Origin of the sequence: Brenneria goodwinii (assembly GCF_002291445.1) — a bacterium.
Taxonomy (GTDB): Bacteria; Pseudomonadota; Gammaproteobacteria; order Enterobacterales; family Enterobacteriaceae; genus Brenneria; species Brenneria goodwinii.
Genome location: NZ_CP014137.1, coordinates 3,794,054 through 3,809,585, shown reverse-complemented (window position 1 = coordinate 3,809,585; position 15,532 = coordinate 3,794,054). Strand labels below are relative to the sequence as shown.

At 53.6% G+C, this 15,532-nt stretch carries 13 protein-coding genes and 1 other RNA gene; 9 read left to right on the top strand and 5 right to left on the bottom strand.

Annotated features, from left to right (window positions below):
• Window positions 1-48 precede the first annotated feature (48 nt).
• From rsmI to ygiD, 3 genes are all read left to right on the top strand, one after another.
• Entirely contained in the window at window positions 49-912 is an 864-nt protein-coding gene (gene rsmI, locus ACN28R_RS16910; RefSeq protein ID WP_095835019.1) for a 16S rRNA (cytidine(1402)-2'-O)-methyltransferase, read from the top strand.
• 32 nt (window positions 913-944) lie between these two features.
• An RNA gene (gene rnpB, locus ACN28R_RS16905) (RNase P RNA component class A) lies at window positions 945-1,323 on the top strand.
• Between the two features lie 390 nt (window positions 1,324-1,713).
• Window positions 1,714-2,499, top strand: coding sequence for a 4,5-DOPA-extradiol-dioxygenase (ygiD, locus tag ACN28R_RS16900; RefSeq protein WP_095835018.1), 786 nt, complete (start codon window positions 1,714-1,716; stop codon window positions 2,497-2,499).
• 231 nt (window positions 2,500-2,730) lie between these two features.
• Here ygiD and ACN28R_RS16895 read toward each other — a convergent pair whose 3' ends face one another.
• The 3 genes from ACN28R_RS16895 to tolC form a co-directional block, all read right to left on the bottom strand.
• A complete protein-coding gene (locus ACN28R_RS16895) occupies window positions 2,731-3,891 on the bottom strand; it encodes a glutathionylspermidine synthase family protein (protein WP_048636485.1) in 1,161 nt (386 codons plus the stop codon).
• A gap of 11 nt (window positions 3,892-3,902) precedes the next feature.
• On the bottom strand, window positions 3,903-4,565 hold the full coding sequence (locus ACN28R_RS16890) for a DUF1190 family protein (RefSeq protein WP_048636484.1): 663 nt from the start codon (window positions 4,563-4,565) through the stop codon (window positions 3,903-3,905).
• Window positions 4,566-4,831: 266 nt separating this feature from the next.
• On the bottom strand, window positions 4,832-6,208 hold the full coding sequence (gene tolC, locus ACN28R_RS16885) for an outer membrane channel protein TolC (RefSeq protein ID WP_095835017.1): 1,377 nt from the start codon (window positions 6,206-6,208) through the stop codon (window positions 4,832-4,834).
• Between the two features lie 344 nt (window positions 6,209-6,552).
• Here tolC and nudF point away from each other — a divergent pair, with 344 nt between their 5' ends.
• From nudF to ACN28R_RS16855, 6 genes are all read left to right on the top strand, one after another.
• Complete coding sequence (nudF, locus tag ACN28R_RS16880; RefSeq protein WP_048636482.1) at window positions 6,553-7,185, top strand: ADP-ribose diphosphatase; 633 nt, start codon at window positions 6,553-6,555, stop codon at window positions 7,183-7,185.
• A 4-nt stretch (window positions 7,186-7,189) separates the two neighbouring features.
• A complete protein-coding gene (locus tag ACN28R_RS16875) occupies window positions 7,190-7,612 on the top strand; it encodes a DUF1249 family protein (protein WP_048636481.1) in 423 nt (140 codons plus the stop codon).
• A 30-nt stretch (window positions 7,613-7,642) separates the two neighbouring features.
• Window positions 7,643-8,470, top strand: coding sequence for a 3',5'-cyclic-AMP phosphodiesterase (gene cpdA / locus ACN28R_RS16870; RefSeq protein ID WP_048636480.1), 828 nt, complete (start codon window positions 7,643-7,645; stop codon window positions 8,468-8,470).
• Window positions 8,470-9,051, top strand: a complete 582-nt coding sequence (gene yqiA, locus ACN28R_RS16865) for an esterase YqiA (protein WP_095835016.1) — start codon at window positions 8,470-8,472, stop codon at window positions 9,049-9,051. Before cpdA ends, yqiA begins: the two co-directional genes overlap by 1 nt.
• A gap of 126 nt (window positions 9,052-9,177) precedes the next feature.
• Window positions 9,178-11,073 carry a DNA topoisomerase IV subunit B gene (gene parE, locus ACN28R_RS16860; protein WP_048636478.1) on the top strand — a complete coding sequence of 632 codons (1,896 nt, stop codon included), beginning with the start codon at window positions 9,178-9,180 and terminating at the stop codon, window positions 11,071-11,073.
• A 102-nt stretch (window positions 11,074-11,175) separates the two neighbouring features.
• Window positions 11,176-12,072: a LysR family transcriptional regulator gene (locus tag ACN28R_RS16855; protein ID WP_095835015.1), complete on the top strand. Its 897-nt coding sequence runs from the start codon at window positions 11,176-11,178 to the stop codon at window positions 12,070-12,072.
• A 37-nt stretch (window positions 12,073-12,109) separates the two neighbouring features.
• Here the strand turns inward: ACN28R_RS16855 and ACN28R_RS16850 are convergent, their stop codons facing one another.
• Both ACN28R_RS16850 and ACN28R_RS16845 read right to left on the bottom strand, forming a co-directional pair.
• On the bottom strand, window positions 12,110-12,691 hold the full coding sequence (locus ACN28R_RS16850; protein ID WP_048636476.1) for an NAD(P)H-dependent oxidoreductase: 582 nt from the start codon (window positions 12,689-12,691) through the stop codon (window positions 12,110-12,112).
• Between the two features lie 266 nt (window positions 12,692-12,957).
• Entirely contained in the window at window positions 12,958-15,327 is a 2,370-nt protein-coding gene (locus tag ACN28R_RS16845; protein ID WP_095835014.1) for a TonB-dependent hemoglobin/transferrin/lactoferrin family receptor, read from the bottom strand.
• Between the last annotated feature and the right edge of the window lie 205 nt (window positions 15,328-15,532).

The following is a 15,532-nucleotide window of genomic DNA, read 5'->3' as shown; positions in this document are numbered from 1 at the left end:
ATTTTTTTTAAAGATGCTCAATATTAAATCGGCAACCCGGATGAAACAATGAATCAAGACCAACAAGCAGACATTTCTGCATCCACCCTTTACATTGTCCCTACGCCGATTGGCAATCTGGGGGATATTACCCAGCGTGCTCTGGCCGTATTGCAGAGCGTCGATCTGATTGCTGCAGAGGATACCCGGCATACCGGTCTGTTGTTACAACATTTTGCAATTAATGCACGGCTGTTCGCATTACACGATCACAATGAACAGCAAAAAGCGGATTCGGTATTGGCGAAATTGCAAGATGGGCAAAGTATCGCGCTGGTTTCCGACGCGGGAACGCCATTGATTAACGATCCCGGCTATCACCTGGTGCGCCGCTGCCGCGAGGCGGGGATCCGTGTTGTGCCGTTACCCGGCGCCTGTGCGGCGATCGCCGCGCTTTCCGCCGCCGGGCTGCCTTCAGACCGTTTCTGCTATGAGGGTTTTCTGCCGGCAAAAACCAAGGCGCGTAAGGATACGCTGCGTGAGTTGCAGGAAGAGGCGAGAACCCTGATTTTTTATGAGTCGACACACCGGCTGCTGGACAGTTTGCAGGACATGGCAGACGTCTTGGGACCGCAGCGTTATGTTGTGTTGGCGCGTGAAATCACTAAAACCTGGGAGTCGATTTATGGCGCGCCGGTAGGCGAACTACTGGCCTGGGTGAGGGAAGACGAGAACCGTCGTAAAGGCGAGATGGTGCTGATTGTCGAAGGGCATAAAGCGGATGCCGAGGCGTTGCCGGCCGAGGCTTTGCGTACCATGTCCCTGTTGCAGAAGGAATTGCCCTTGAAAAAGGCCGCCGCGTTAGCCGCCGAAATACACGGGGTTAAGAAAAATGCGTTGTATAAGTACGCGCTCGACCAGCAGGAAGGATGACAGGTAGCGTAAAACACTATACAATCCGCGCCGGAGTTGACCAGACAGTCGCCGCTTCACTGCCGTCCCTTTCGGGGGAGACAGGTGGAGGGGAGGAAAGTCCGGGCTCCATAGGGCAGGGTGCCAGGTAACGCCTGGGAGGCGCAAGCCTACGACAAGTGCAACAGAGAGCAAACCGCCGATGGCCCGCATAAGCGGGATCAGGTAAGGGTGAAAGGGTGCGGTAAGAGCGCACCGCACGGCTGGCAACAGTTCGTGGCACGGTAAACTCCACCCGGAGCAAGGCCAAATAGGGGTTCACATGGTACGGCCCGTACTGAACCCGGGTAGGCTGCTTGAGCCAGCGAGCGATTGCTGGCCTAGATGAATGACTGTCCACGACAGAACCCGGCTTAACGGTCAACTCCACTCTATTTATAAAATTCCGCTCCGGCGGTTTTTTGCCCGCGCGAACCGGGCGCAAAGATGAATGACTGTCCACGACGCTATTCATGAAAGAACGCGGCTTAACGGTCAACTCCACTCTATTTATAAAATTCCGCTGCGGCGGTTTTTTTGCCTGTGCGAACCAGGCGCAAAGATGAATGACTGTCCACGACGCTATTCATGAAAGAACCCGGCTTAACGGTCAACGTGTGTTTCACCATACACGTTGACCGTTTTTTTATGCCTACACAATCCCTTCAAATTTATTGATGTTCTTTATCACAGATATCCGAGTTTTTCTGATGTGCAAAAGGCGTACAGTGATTGCCATAACATGCTGTGGCACGATGCTGATATTTTACTAAGGATACTGCGATGAACAACGCTTCCCGTATGCCCGCACTGTTTCTCGGTCATGGCAGTCCGATGAATGTGCTGGAGAACAATCTGTACACTCAGACATGGCAGAAGCTGGGGGAAATATTGCCGCGGCCAAAAGCCATCGTAGCGGTTTCCGCCCACTGGTATACCCGTGGCACGGCGGTAACGGCGATGGATAAGCCCCGGACGATTCATGATTTCGGCGGTTTTCCGCAGGCGCTGTTTGATACGCAGTATCCGGCGCCGGGATCGCCTGATTTGGCCGAAAAAATTCAACGACTTTTAGCGCCGATCCCGGTGGCGGCGGATCGCGGTGAATGGGGATTGGATCACGGCTCCTGGGGCGTGCTGATAAAAATGTATCCGCAAGCCGACATCCCGGTAGTGCAGCTTAGCGTAGATGGCACACAGCCCGCGGCGTATCACTATCAGTTGGGTAAGAAACTGGGCGCCCTGCGTGATGAGGGCATCATGATTGTCGCCAGCGGTAACGTGGTGCATAACCTGCGTATGGCTAAATGGAACGGCGATGCGGAGCCCTATCCCTGGGCGGTTTCGTTTAATCAGTTTGTCCGCGATAATCTGGCCTATCAAGGGGATGATCATCCGCTGGTGAACTTTATGCGGCATGACGGCGCGGCATTATCCAATCCTACGCCCGACCACTATCTGCCGCTGCTTTACGTTTTAGGATGCTGGGACGGTAAAGAAGCGATAACCATTCCGGTGGACGGGATTGAAATGGGCTCGCTGAGTATGTTGTCGGTACAGGTGGGATAACGCGAACAAGGCGCTTGCTGACAAACCGGTCTGTTAAGCCGAGATACCCGGGGCGACCACGGGGGTGAGGCGTCCCTACGGGAACCTCCCCTCGTGTTTCCCCTACAAAAACGCGTGCGTTTTTGAACGCCGCTTGCGGCGGCCCAAGGGGCGAGCTCCACTAGCGGGGCGAGTAATCATTGGCTTTATCAACAGCCTGAAGACACGGTATAAAGCCGTGCCTTGTTATGGCTAGTCCAGAATAATATGCGGATAAAAACGCGATAAATCCTGAGTAATTAATTCCTTATCCTCGCGCATGCCGATGCCGCAAGGCTGATCGTTGACCAGCCAACTGCCGATCAGCGTATAGCTGTCGCCAAATTTGGGCAGGGGATGGTACTGCTGGATGATCTTGCCCTCTTCGCCATAAGGGCCGCCCACCGCGGCAATCTCCCTGCCGTTTTCCACAATTTGAATATTGGCGCCTTCGCGTGAGAACAGCGGCTTGATGACGTAATTCTCCAGCTCGGGGTGCGCGTCTTCCGCGAAATAAGCGGGTAGCAGGTTCGGGTGATCCGGGAACATCTCCCACAGCATGGGCAGCAAGGCTTTGTTGGACACAATGCTCTTCCAGGCTGGCTCCAGCCAGCGTACGCCGGCATCTTCAAGCTTGGTGGAAAACATCTCGCGCAGCATGAACTCCCACGGGTAGAGTTTAAACAGATTACTAATGACCTGATTTTCCAGATCGGTAAACTGTCCTTTTTCACCGAGGCCGATTTCCTCAATATAAAGAAACTCGCTCGGCAGGCCCGCTTCCAGCGCGCAATCCTGCAGGTATTGCACTGTGCCGCGATCTTCTGCGGTGTCCTGACAGCAGGCGAAATGCAGTAGGCCAAAGCCATGATTCAGTCTGAGATCTTCAAATCGTTCGATCAGTTTTTCCTGAATGCTGTTGTACTGATCGGCGGTTTGCGGCAATTGCCCTGCTTTGATTTGATCTTCCAACCACAGCCATTGGAAAAATGCCGCTTCATAAAGTGAAGTTGGCGTATCGGCGTTATTCTCCAGCAGCTTGGCGGGCGTTTTTCCGTCATAGGCCAAATCGAGACGCGAATAGAGCGACGGCTGGTTGGTTCGCCATGAATGTCTGACGAATTCCCAGGTATGTTTGGGAATGCGAAATTTGGCCATCAGTTCATCGCTGCCGACGACCTTCTCCACCACCTGCAGACACATCTGGTGCAACTCTGCGCTGGTATCTTCCAATTCTTCAATTTGCGCCAGCGTGAACTGATAGTACGCCTCTTCACACCAGTAACGCTCTCCATACATGGTGTGAAACTGGAATCCGAATTCCGTAGCTTTTTCACGCCAGTCCGGGCGTTCGGTAATTTCAATTCGCTTCATTAAATGTGTCCTCAGCCCCCCATGCTACGGGAAGAACTGGAACTGGCGCTGCTGCGTTGCATCGCGGTTTGTTTGGCCACCGTTTCGCCGAATCCGCCGCGGGTGATGGTGCTGGTAGTGGCGGGTTTGGGCGCCAGAGCCGTTTTCGGTACGTTGATGGTGCGGCCCGTGGTGGCGTTGCCGTAGTTTTTACCGGAAGCGTCGACGAATTGTCCGTTAGCCGGGCTGGCGGGGGATTTTGACGTAAACAGCGGCTGTTGCGCGTAACCGCCGCCGCTCATCATCCGGCCCATCATGTAACCCGCCATCAGCGGCATCCAGAAGCTGCCGCTCTGCTGGGATTCCGCGGCCATGCCTGCCTGGGCGGGCGCCGGCGCCTGAGTGCACTGCGCTTCGCCAAACTCTGCCACACAGTCTTCGCGGGTGGCGTATTTGGGGGCGGTTTTTTCGGCTTCTTTCAGCGCATTATTGTAAGCCGTGGTGCATTGTTCGCTCATGGATGGGTTGGCGCGCGAACAGTCATCCGCATTCTGATAAAGCGAAACCGTTTCATCGGCCTGCTCGCAGCCGGCTAACACAAATACCGTACTGACCGCTAACGCGATGGGAGCCAAGCGATAAGTTCGCCATCCCTTACGGAACGTTTCCTGATTGATATTTTTGGTGCGTTTCATCGTGTTAATCCCAGAGAGAAGGCATCAAGCCCAATTGTTAACAATTGCGCTTAAGAATAGGGGAAGGCCGCCTGAATTTAAAGCACCAATGGCAGTAACCCGGCGACTCTTTACGTTGCTATACATTCGGTTGTGCGGTGCCTCGCTTTATCGGTGGGTGGCGATAAAAAATGTCGGGAGCATTTCCTGACGTTATGTCGCGGCGGCTTGAAAAAACAACAAAAAAGGGGAACAGCCCGTTCCCCTTGAATCGGTATGGCGCATGATTACTGACGCGCTGCGCCGCCGTTGTTGTCGGCCACTGGCGGCGTGGTTGAAACCGGCTGGCCTAATGTGGCATTCAGCGCCTGCAGATCGCTTTCGTTTAGCGTGCCCAGGGCGGACTTAATGTTTAGCTGATTAATTAGGTAATCATAGCGGGCGCTGGAAAGCTGCTGTTTGGCGTTATACAGCGTCGTGGTGGCGTCCAGCACATCGACAATGGTACGGGTGCCGACCTGATAGCCGGCTTCCATCGCGTCCAGAGAACTCTGCGCGGAAACCTCGGCCTGCTTGTACGCGTTGATGCTGCTGATAGACGCTGAAATATTGTTGAACGACGAACGCACGGTTTGAACGACGGCGCGGTGGGCGCTTTCCAGCAGTTCGCTGGAACTGACGAAACTATGCTGGGCCTGTTTTACCTGCGAACTGGTCGCGCCGCCGCTATACAGCGGCAGGTTAAAGCTGATCCCTACTTTGTTCTGGCCGGCGTTCGTGTCGTTATATGAACTGCCGCGGGCGTTCGAACCGGAATAACTGGTATCGCTTACGCTGCTGGAAGCGGTCAGATCCAGCGTCGGCATATGGCCGGTCTGGGCGTAACGAATTTGCTCACGCGCCAGATCCTGACTCAACCGCGCGGACAACAGGCTTAGGTTGCGGTTTTCGGCTTCTTTCAACAGATTGTTGACGGCCGTGGGTTTCTGGGTCGAGAAGCGGTTGATGTCCAGGCTCGCCAACTGCGGATAAAAATTGCCGCTCACCTGGCGCAGAACTTCCAAATAGTTGTCCAGCGTATTACGAGCCAACACTTCGTTGGCAAGGACGCTATCGTACTCGGCGCGGGCGTTCTGTACGTCGGTAATCGCAACCAGGCCGACATTAAAACGCTGGGTGGTCTGATCCAACTGGCGATAAATAGCCTGTTTCTGTGCGTTGATATAAGACAGCGAGTCAATGGCGCGTAGAACGTTGAAATACGCGGTTGCGGTATTCAGGATGAGCGTTTGCTGCGAAGTCTGATAGGTGACGTCTTCAATGCCGGCCTGCTTTTCCTGCAAAGTCAGGGCGCGCCATTTAGACATATCAAACAGTGTTTGGGTTAACTGTAATGAGGCGCTTTTGACATCATTATTGACGCCGCTGTTATCACGGAAACCGTCGGTATAAGTATAATCCGCGCCTAAACCTAATTGCGGCAGCAGCGGGCTTCGTGCTTCATTGATTTTTTCAAACGCGGCATCACGAGTGGCTGCTGAGCTACGTAAGTCTGGATTGGTGTTTTTGGCTTGCTGGTATACCTGTAACAGGTTTTCCGCCTGACTCATTAAACTAAAACCGCCCAGGCTCAAACCAATGAGAAGAGGGAGCAATTTCTTCATTTGCGTTCCTTGTTGTACAGCAATGTTTCTATGATAGCGCTGTCTATAAGACGAATAGTTTCCGATTCTATCAGAATCTGCCAATAAGATGAGGTAACTGAATGTGCCATATCTTTGGGATCTATCCTATCAGGAAGGCTCCCGTATCATTTAGGCTCTGCGGCGCAGGGCTTTCATGCGTATACAGTTTGCACTTGCCGTACTAAAACGGTCTAAGGTAATAATGCCCGCTGGGATAGATTCTGATTTTATGTAAATCTAGCACAAACAACAGCGAGTATGATGACTGGAATTTTCGCCATACAATGATGGATTCCATCAATACCCGGAACAGGAGTTGAACTATGGTGTCTTCAGTATCCAGTCCTGTCACCTTTAATAAAGATGACGTAGAAATTATTGCACGAGAAGAATTATATAAAGGTTTTTTTTCGCTGGTGCGCTATCGTTTCCGTCATCGCCTGTTTAATGGTGAAATGAGTGATGAAGTCAGCCGCGAGATCTTCGAGCGCGGGCATGCGGTTGTTCTGCTGCCGTATGATCCTGTGCGCGATGAAGTGGTGTTGGTTGAACAGATACGCATCGCCGCTTATGACAGCAGCGTTTCCCCTTGGCTGCTGGAACTGGTCGCCGGCATGATCGAACCGGGGGAAAGCCTGGAAGACGTCGCCCGGCGGGAAGCCCAGGAAGAAGCCGGCCTGGTCGTCGGTCGCTGTCAGCCGATCGTCAACTATCTTGCCAGTCCTGGTGGCACCAGCGAGCGTTTGGCTGTTATGGTGGGGGAAGTGGATACCCGCACCGCGGCAGGGATTCATGGCCTGGCGGAAGAAAATGAAGATATCCGGGTGCATGTGGTGAGTCGTGAACAGAGCTATCAGTGGGTTGAGGAAGGGATTATCGATAACGCAGCTTCCGTCATTGCCTTGCAATGGTTGGCGTTGCACCATGAAAAACTGAGAAACGAGTGGGTGGATTGAATTTATGAAGCGTTATACCCCGGATTTCCCGGCAATGATGAGGCTATGCGAAACCAATTTCATGCAATTACGGCGTTTGCTGCCCCGTATCGACGAAGTCGGTGAAACTGCGGTTTATCACGTCAATAATACCGTCTATCGCTTAACTATCCTCGAATCGACCCGTTATACCTCTTTGGTCAGGATTCAGCAGACCGCGCCGGCGGTGAGTTACTGGAGCCTGCCCATGATGACGGTCAGGTTATATCATGACGCGCTGGTTGCGGAAGTGTGTGCCAGTCAGCAGATCTTCCGCTTCAAGGCACGTTATGATTATCCGAATAAGAAGTTACATCAACGTGACGAAAAGCATCAAATTAATCAGTTTCTGGCTGATTGGCTAAAATATTGTTTGGCGTATGGTTCGATGTCGATCCCAGTTTGTTAGACAGATTTAAGTAACCAAGGACACCATCATTTGGAAAGCCTGTTGACACTTCCTGTGGCGAGTGGGGCCAGAATCAGGATTTTACAAATAACAGACACCCACCTTTTTGCCGGTGAGCATGAGACACTGCTTGGCGTTAACACATATCGCAGTTATCACTCTGTGTTGAATGCCATCCAGGCGCAGCAATATGCATTCGATTTGATCGTCGCGACAGGCGATTTGGCACAGGACCATTCACTGGAAGCCTATCGTCACTTCTCCCGTGGGATCCGCCAATTGTCGGCGCCTTGCGTGTGGCTGCCGGGTAACCATGATTTTCAGCCGGCGATGTTCGATACGCTGGACGAAGAGGGGATTGAGCCGTCCAAACATGTGCTGTTGGGCGATAAATGGCAGATTATTCTGCTGGATAGCCAGGTGTTCGGCGTACCGCACGGCGAACTCAGCGACTATCAGCTCGATTGGCTCGAACGTAGCCTGCAAAGCCAGCCGGATCGTTTTACTCTGCTATTGCTCCATCATCATCCCCACCCTTCCGGCTGCAACTGGCTCGATCAACACAGCTTGCGCAACGCGCACAATCTGGCCGCGGTGCTGGATCGTTATCCATTGGTGAACACCGTTTTGTGCGGGCATATTCATCAGGAACTCGATCTTGAGTGGCACGGCAAACGCCTGCTGGCAACGCCATCCACCTGCGTGCAGTTTAAACCGCACTGCACCAATTTCGCCATCGACGATGTCGCGCCGGGCTGGCGTTATCTGGATTTAATGCCGGACGGCAGGTTGGAAACCGAGGTGTTTCGTCTGGCGGGCAGCGAATTCCTGCCTGACATGGATTCGGACGGTTACTGATGCCGGCTTTACTCTATCTTCATGGTTTCAACAGTACGCCCCATTCAACGAAAGCCCTGGCGTTAAAGGCGTGGCTGGCGCATCAGCATCCTGATATCGAGATGCTGGTGCCGCAGCTTCCTCCTTATCCGGCTGATGCGGCTGAAATGATGGAGTCGCTGGTGATGGAGCGTGCCGGTCGTCCGCTAGGTATTGTTGGCTCCTCGCTCGGTGGTTATTATGCCACCTGGCTATCCCAGTGTTTTACCCTACCCGCCGTGGTGGTGAATCCGGCGGTAAAGCCGTTTGAGCTATTGCTTGATTATTTGGGCGAATATCAGAACCCCTACACCGGCGAACAATATGTGCTAGAGTCTCGGCACGTTTACGATCTGAAGGTCATGCAGGTTGAACCGCTGGAGTCGCCCGACTTATTGTGGCTACTGGTTCAGACCGGGGATGAAGTGCTGGATTATCGGCAGGCTGTAGCCTATTACACCCACTGTCGTCAAACAGTGGAATCAGGGGGTAATCATGCCTTTGTCGGATTCGAGCACTTTTTTTCACCCATAGTGAATTTTTTGGGGCTCACGACAGACTGAACATCAGGGTGTCAGCCGTGATGATACGACGGCGTGCAGGTGAACGTTGTCGGTCATTTTCTGGTGAGAAGCGCACATCGGTAACGTTCATCATTTTTCATTTAAAACAACGAATTAAATCAAACCATGACTCAATCAAGTTATAACGCTGATTCGATTGAAGTACTCAGCGGGCTAGAACCGGTGCGCCGTCGTCCGGGAATGTACACCGATACTTCGCGTCCCAACCATTTGGGGCAAGAGGTAATAGACAATAGCGTCGATGAGGCATTGGCAGGGCATGCCCGCCGGATTGATGTGATTCTGCACGCCGATCAGTCATTGGAAGTGATCGACGACGGCCGGGGAATGCCGGTGGATATCCACCCGGAAGAGGGCGTCCCGGCCGTTGAGCTGATCATGTGCCGGTTGCATGCCGGCGGTAAATTCTCCAATAAAAATTATCAGTTTTCGGGCGGGTTGCACGGCGTGGGGATCTCGGTGGTCAACGCGTTGTCTTCACGGGTGGAGGTGACGGTACGGCGCGATGGACAGGTGTATGACATGGCGTTTGAGAATGGCGATAAAGTGCAGGATCTCACCGTCACCGGAACCTGCGGCCGCCGTAATACCGGCACCCGCGTACATTTCTGGCCGGATGAAAAATTCTTCGATAGCCCGCGTTTTTCCATATCGCGTTTGACGCACCTGCTGAAAGCCAAAGCCGTATTGTGTCCCGGCGTAGAGATCGTCTTTAAAGATAAGGTCAATGATACCGAGCAGCGCTGGTGCTACCAGGATGGATTGAAAGATTACCTGTGTGAAGCGGTGAATGGATTGATCACGCTGCCGGAGAAACCGTTTCTGGGCGCGATCGACGGCGATACCGAAGCGGTGGACTGGGCGCTGCTGTGGTTGCCGGAAGGCGGCGAATTGTTGACCGAAAGCTATGTCAACCTGATCCCCACGCCGATGGGCGGTACGCACGTTAACGGATTGCGCCAGGGTCTGTTGGACGCCATGCGCGAATTTTGCGAATTCCGCAATATTCTGCCGCGCGGCGTGAAGCTGAGCGCCGACGATATCTGGGAGCGCTGCGCCTATGTGCTGTCGGTAAAAATGCAGGATCCGCAGTTCGCCGGACAAACCAAAGAACGCCTGTCCTCGCGGCAGTGCGCGGCATTTGTTTCCGGCGTGGTGAAAGATGCGTTCAGCCTGTGGTTGAACCAAAACATTCAAACCGCCGAACAACTGGCGGAACTGGCGATTGCCAGCGCTCAGCGCCGCATGCGCGCCGCCAAAAAAGTGGTGCGTAAAAAGTTGACCAGCGGCCCGGCGCTGCCCGGCAAGCTGGCCGATTGCACCTCGCAGGATCTAAACCGTACCGAGCTGTTTCTGGTGGAAGGGGATTCGGCGGGCGGTTCGGCCAAGCAGGCGCGGGAACGCGAATTCCAGGCGATCATGCCGCTTAAGGGTAAGATCCTGAATACCTGGGAAGTCTCTTCCGATGAAGTGCTGGCCTCGCAGGAAGTACACGATATTTCGGTGGCGATCGGCATCGATCCCGATAGCGACGATCTGAGTCAGCTGCGTTACGGCAAGATCTGTATTCTGGCGGATGCGGACTCCGATGGTTTACACATCGCCACGCTGCTGTGCGCCCTGTTCGTACGCCATTTCCGCTCGGTGGTGAAGGGCGGGCATGTATATGTGGCCATGCCGCCGTTGTACCGTATCGACCTTGGCAAAGAAGTCTATTACGCCCTGGATGAAGAAGAAAAAGCGGGCGTACTGGAACAGCTCAAGCGTAAAAAAGGCAAGCCCAACGTGCAGCGCTTTAAAGGGCTGGGTGAAATGAACCCGCTGCAACTGCGTGAAACCACGCTGGATCCGAACACCCGTCGCCTGGTGCAGTTGACGATTAACGACGACGACATCGATCAGACGATGGCTATCATGGATATGCTGCTGGCGAAGAAACGCGCCGAAGACCGCCGCAATTGGCTGCAGGAAAAAGGCGACAAGGCGGAAATTGAAGTCTGACGCCGATGCCGGTCGGGGAGTGATTGTCGATATCTTCCCGTCCCTGTCGCCGGGCGGAAACCGTGTGTGCTTGTGGCCGCTGTCATAGCAGGGTAAACGTTAATGAAAGTGACGCTTGAGGAATTGCAGGCTTTTGTCGTGGTGGTCGATACCGGATCGATCACCGCGGCGGCGGAACAGCTCGGTCAGACGACGTCCGGCATCAGCCGGGCGTTGCGTCGTCTTGAAGGCAAGTTGGGCACTACGCTGCTGCAGCGCACCACTCGGCGGCTGGCATTGACGGAAGAAGGCATTATGTTTCTTCAGCATGCGCGCGATGTGATCCGCGCCGTCGAGCACGCCGAAGAACAGGTCGCCTTGCGCCATGAACAACCCTGCGGCCGGTTACGGATTAATGCGGCTTTCCCCTTTATGCAGCATGTCATCATCCCCCTCATCCCCGAATTCCGCCGCCGTTATCCACAGATCATGCTGGAACTGAACAGTGATGATTTCATTATCGATTTACTGGAACAGCATACGGACGTCGCTATTCGTATCGGTATCTTAAAAGACTCCAGTATTCATGCCCGCTTTTTAGGAAGCAGCCGCTTACGCGTGCTGGCCAGCCCGGACTATTTGCGCCGCCACGGTACGCCGATGAGCGTGGAGGAACTGTCGCAGCATAGCTGTCTGGGATTTACGCAGTTGGAATGGCTGAATCACTGGCCGCTGCAGGACGGTAACCGGGACTGTTATCCCATCTTGCCGGCGATATCCGCCTCAAATGGCGAGATGCTGCGCCAGCTGGCGCTGCATGGCGAAGGGATTGTCCGCCTGTCGGATTTTATGACGCATGAGGATATGGCCAGCGGGCGCCTGGTGCAGATCCTGGCGGAGGAGACGATGGATGTGCGCATACCGGTTAATGCGGTGTATTACCGACATACGCCGCTGGCGGCGCGGATTAGCTGTTTTCTGGACTTCCTCAGTGAGAAAATAGCGCAACACCCGCTTTGATTGGCGGGCGTTGCGCCGTCGTTGAGGGTGATTTCCGTCAGGCAAAAACCTTTGCCAGATGTTGACGATAGCGGGCGATATTGTTTTCTACATCAGGGGATTTGATCACATCATTACAGATGAACGTCGGCAACGGCGACAGGCCGATAAACTGATTGGCTTTATGAAACGGTAAATACACGCCGTCCACCCCGACGCCATGGAAAAACTGCTGCGGATCGGTAAAGGCTTCCAGCGGTGCGTTCCAGGTCAAGGAAAGCATATACTTCTTACCTTGCAACAAGCCCCCGGAACCATACTTTTTACTGCTGTCGGAACGGGTGCGGCCGTCGCTGGCATACAGCGAGCCGTGACCGGCGGTGAAAACTTCATCGACGTATTTTTTCAGTATCCAGGGAACATCCATCCACCAGCCGGGCATCTGATAAATGATGGCGTCGGCCCACAGATAATTCTGGACTTCCTGTTCGATGTCATAGCCTTGATCGACCCAGGTCACCCGCACATCGAGGCCTTTATCCTGTAATTCACTAATCGCAACTTCGGTAAGGGTTTTGTTGAGTTTGCCGCCGGAATGACCAAATGCTTTACCGGCATGAATAATCAATATGTTATGCATCGTAGACTCGCTTATGGATTTGTCTTGCCTGGATTGGGTTCTGATTTACAGCAGATAAGTTTGTCAGATTTTCATCGGCGGAAATATAGGGGATATGTCACAACACTGTTGACTGTGGCGCAATAATCCCATTCCCAGCCGACAGTGAGTGAGAGCATTCGTGAAAGCCTGTTCCGCGTGACAAAGAAAAGGGATAAGCGCGTTGTGCATGCTCTTATCCCTGCGGCGACAGGTGGAACCAGACCGGCTCCACCGTAGGTCATTAATCAGAAATCGACGTTGACGCCCAGTTGGAAAGAGCGGCCGGGCGCGATAGCCAACTGCTGATCGTAGTAGTTCTTATCGGTGCTGGCGTCGGTGCTGGTAGGCGCTTCAATATTGCGGCTGCTCAGATAGTCCCAGTATTTACGATCGGTAACGTTATAGACGCCGCCGCTCAGCTTCACGTTTTTAGAAATGCGGTAATACGCGGTCAGGTCAACGACGCCGTAGCCGGGTACGCGCATATACTCGGTGGAGCTTGAAGCGACGGCGCCGTTCGTGTTGGCCTTACGACCAGAGGTATCGGAAGCCTGCTTGCCCTTGTTAAAAGTTGCGGTCAGCGCGGCGCCGTAGATCTGGCTCGGATCGTCGTAAGCCACGCCAACGATGGCTTTCATCGGTGCCACGCTTTCCAGATCGACATAGCCGTCGCCAGCGAGATCAGATTTAGACGCGCCTTTACTATAACCATACGCCAGACGAGCACTCAATCCGTCAACCTGATCGAACCAGGTGCCCAGATTGAATTTGGCGCTCAGTTCGCCGCCGTAGATATAGGCTTTATCGCGGTTTTCATACTGATAAACCGTAGAGATGCTGCTTGGATAACCTGTACATTGGCTGCTTGGGCAGGCATAACGGGTTATGCCGATAAAGTTCTTGTAGTCGTTGTAGAACGCCGCAGCATGAATGGTAACCCCTTCCACCAGTTGGCCTTTCAGCCCCAGCTCGTAGTTGTCGCTGGTTTCGGTTTGCAGATCCGGGCTGCCCAGAGTGGCGTAGGAACTACCGGTACCGCCATAGCCAAGACTCCAGGCGCCGTATAGTTGGTTGGCGGTGGGGAACTGGGCTGCGCGTTTGTATTGCAGGTAAGTGGTCAGGTCCGGCTTGATTTTGTACAGGAGGCTCAGCGACGGCAACACCTTGCTGTCGATCATAGTGCCGTACATGTTATCGACTTCAGATGAGGATATGAGGCCATTGTTGGTCATCAGGTCAGATAGGTTTTTCGGCTTGGCATATTGGTAGGCCCAGCGTACCCCCGGCACCACCGCAAAGTCGTGCCCGTCTAGATCCCAAGAGATTGTGTCCTGAACGAATGCGCCCAGGTTGGTGAAATTGCTGTCTGCCTGCGGTTTACCAAGCGTGGCGGCAGTTGTTCCCGCCTGAGTCAGCGGACGTTCCGCTTTGGTGGTACGGGCGCTCAGGCCGTAGTTGAAGCTGTGGCGGCCCCAATCCTTGATGGCGCTGGTTTCCAGGCCGAAAGTATCGGTGTCGTAGTTAGTCCAGGTATAAGTCGGTGTTGTTTCGTAGGTATAGTCGTGCGCCTGGGTCTTGGTGTAGAAGACTTTGGTATTCAACTCGTCGGCCAGCGTGTTGTTGTCCGGCGTCCAGCGATCCGTCAGGCTGGCTCCATAGCGTCGGGTTTCGCTATGCTGGTACGAAGTACCGCCGCGAACATAGCTTGATTGACCAACCTGAGTCCAGGTAGGGAAGTGAGTATGGTTGGTTTTGTGATAGTAGTCTAGCGTGCCGGTCAACTGATGGTTTTCTGTAGCCTGCCAGATACCGGATGCCAGTATCGCATCGGAATGCCAGTTGGCCGGGTTACTGTCAACGGTGGCGTCGCTGTGGTTTTCGGTTTCATTGCCGTCGCGGCGGCTGACTACGATTACGCCGCGCAGATAGTCGTCGCCGGCGGCGGCGGTAATGCCGTTGTGCCAGCTACGGTTGGAGGAATCATAGTCGCTCTGGTAGCCGAAATAGGTATTTTTGTCGGCGTTCAGATAATCGTTGGCGGATTTCGGCGTAAAGGAAACCGAACCGCCCAGCGCGCTATTGGGATTGGATACAGCGGTGGCGCCGGATTCGATATCCACCGAGCCGTACATGTACGGGTCGAGATAGTCGCCGCGACCGATGCCGTAGGTACCCAGTTGGCTGCGACCGCTGGTCTGTGAGATGGCGCGGTCGGTGGCTGCGGGCAGTTCAACGCCGTCAATATCAATGGAAACTCGGTTAGCGTCCAGACCGCGAATATTGTAACCGGTGGAACCGCCACGGTCATAGGCGCTTTTGCCGGAACTGGTGCCGCCGGCGGAGCCGTTGGCGCTGATCAGCGGCTGATAGCGCATCACATTGCTGAAATCGTTGACGCCATTTTTCTGCATGTCGTCGGCGGTAATGGTGACTTTGGTGCCGGCTTCTTTCTCAACTTTGGGAGAATAAACCGTCATCACATCGCCAGAGTGTTCAGATTCGCTGGCCGCATTGGTTTGCGTGGATGTTTGGCTATCGGCGGCAGCGCTGTTGAATGCCGTGCCGGCCAACATCCCGGTGAGCATGATTTTTCTGAGATTCTTATTGATTAACATAGTGATACTCTATTGATAGACGACTCCAGCGACCAGGCATGGTAACGCGGGCAATAGACTTCGGCAGAAATGAAGCCAGGGTTTGGTAACAACACAGAAATACCGTAATGAGAATTATTAACAAACATTAAGAGTTATCATTCGTCTTTTCAATTGTGGTTTTATTAAAAACTCTTAATAAAAGTGTCTTCTGGATGTCATTATT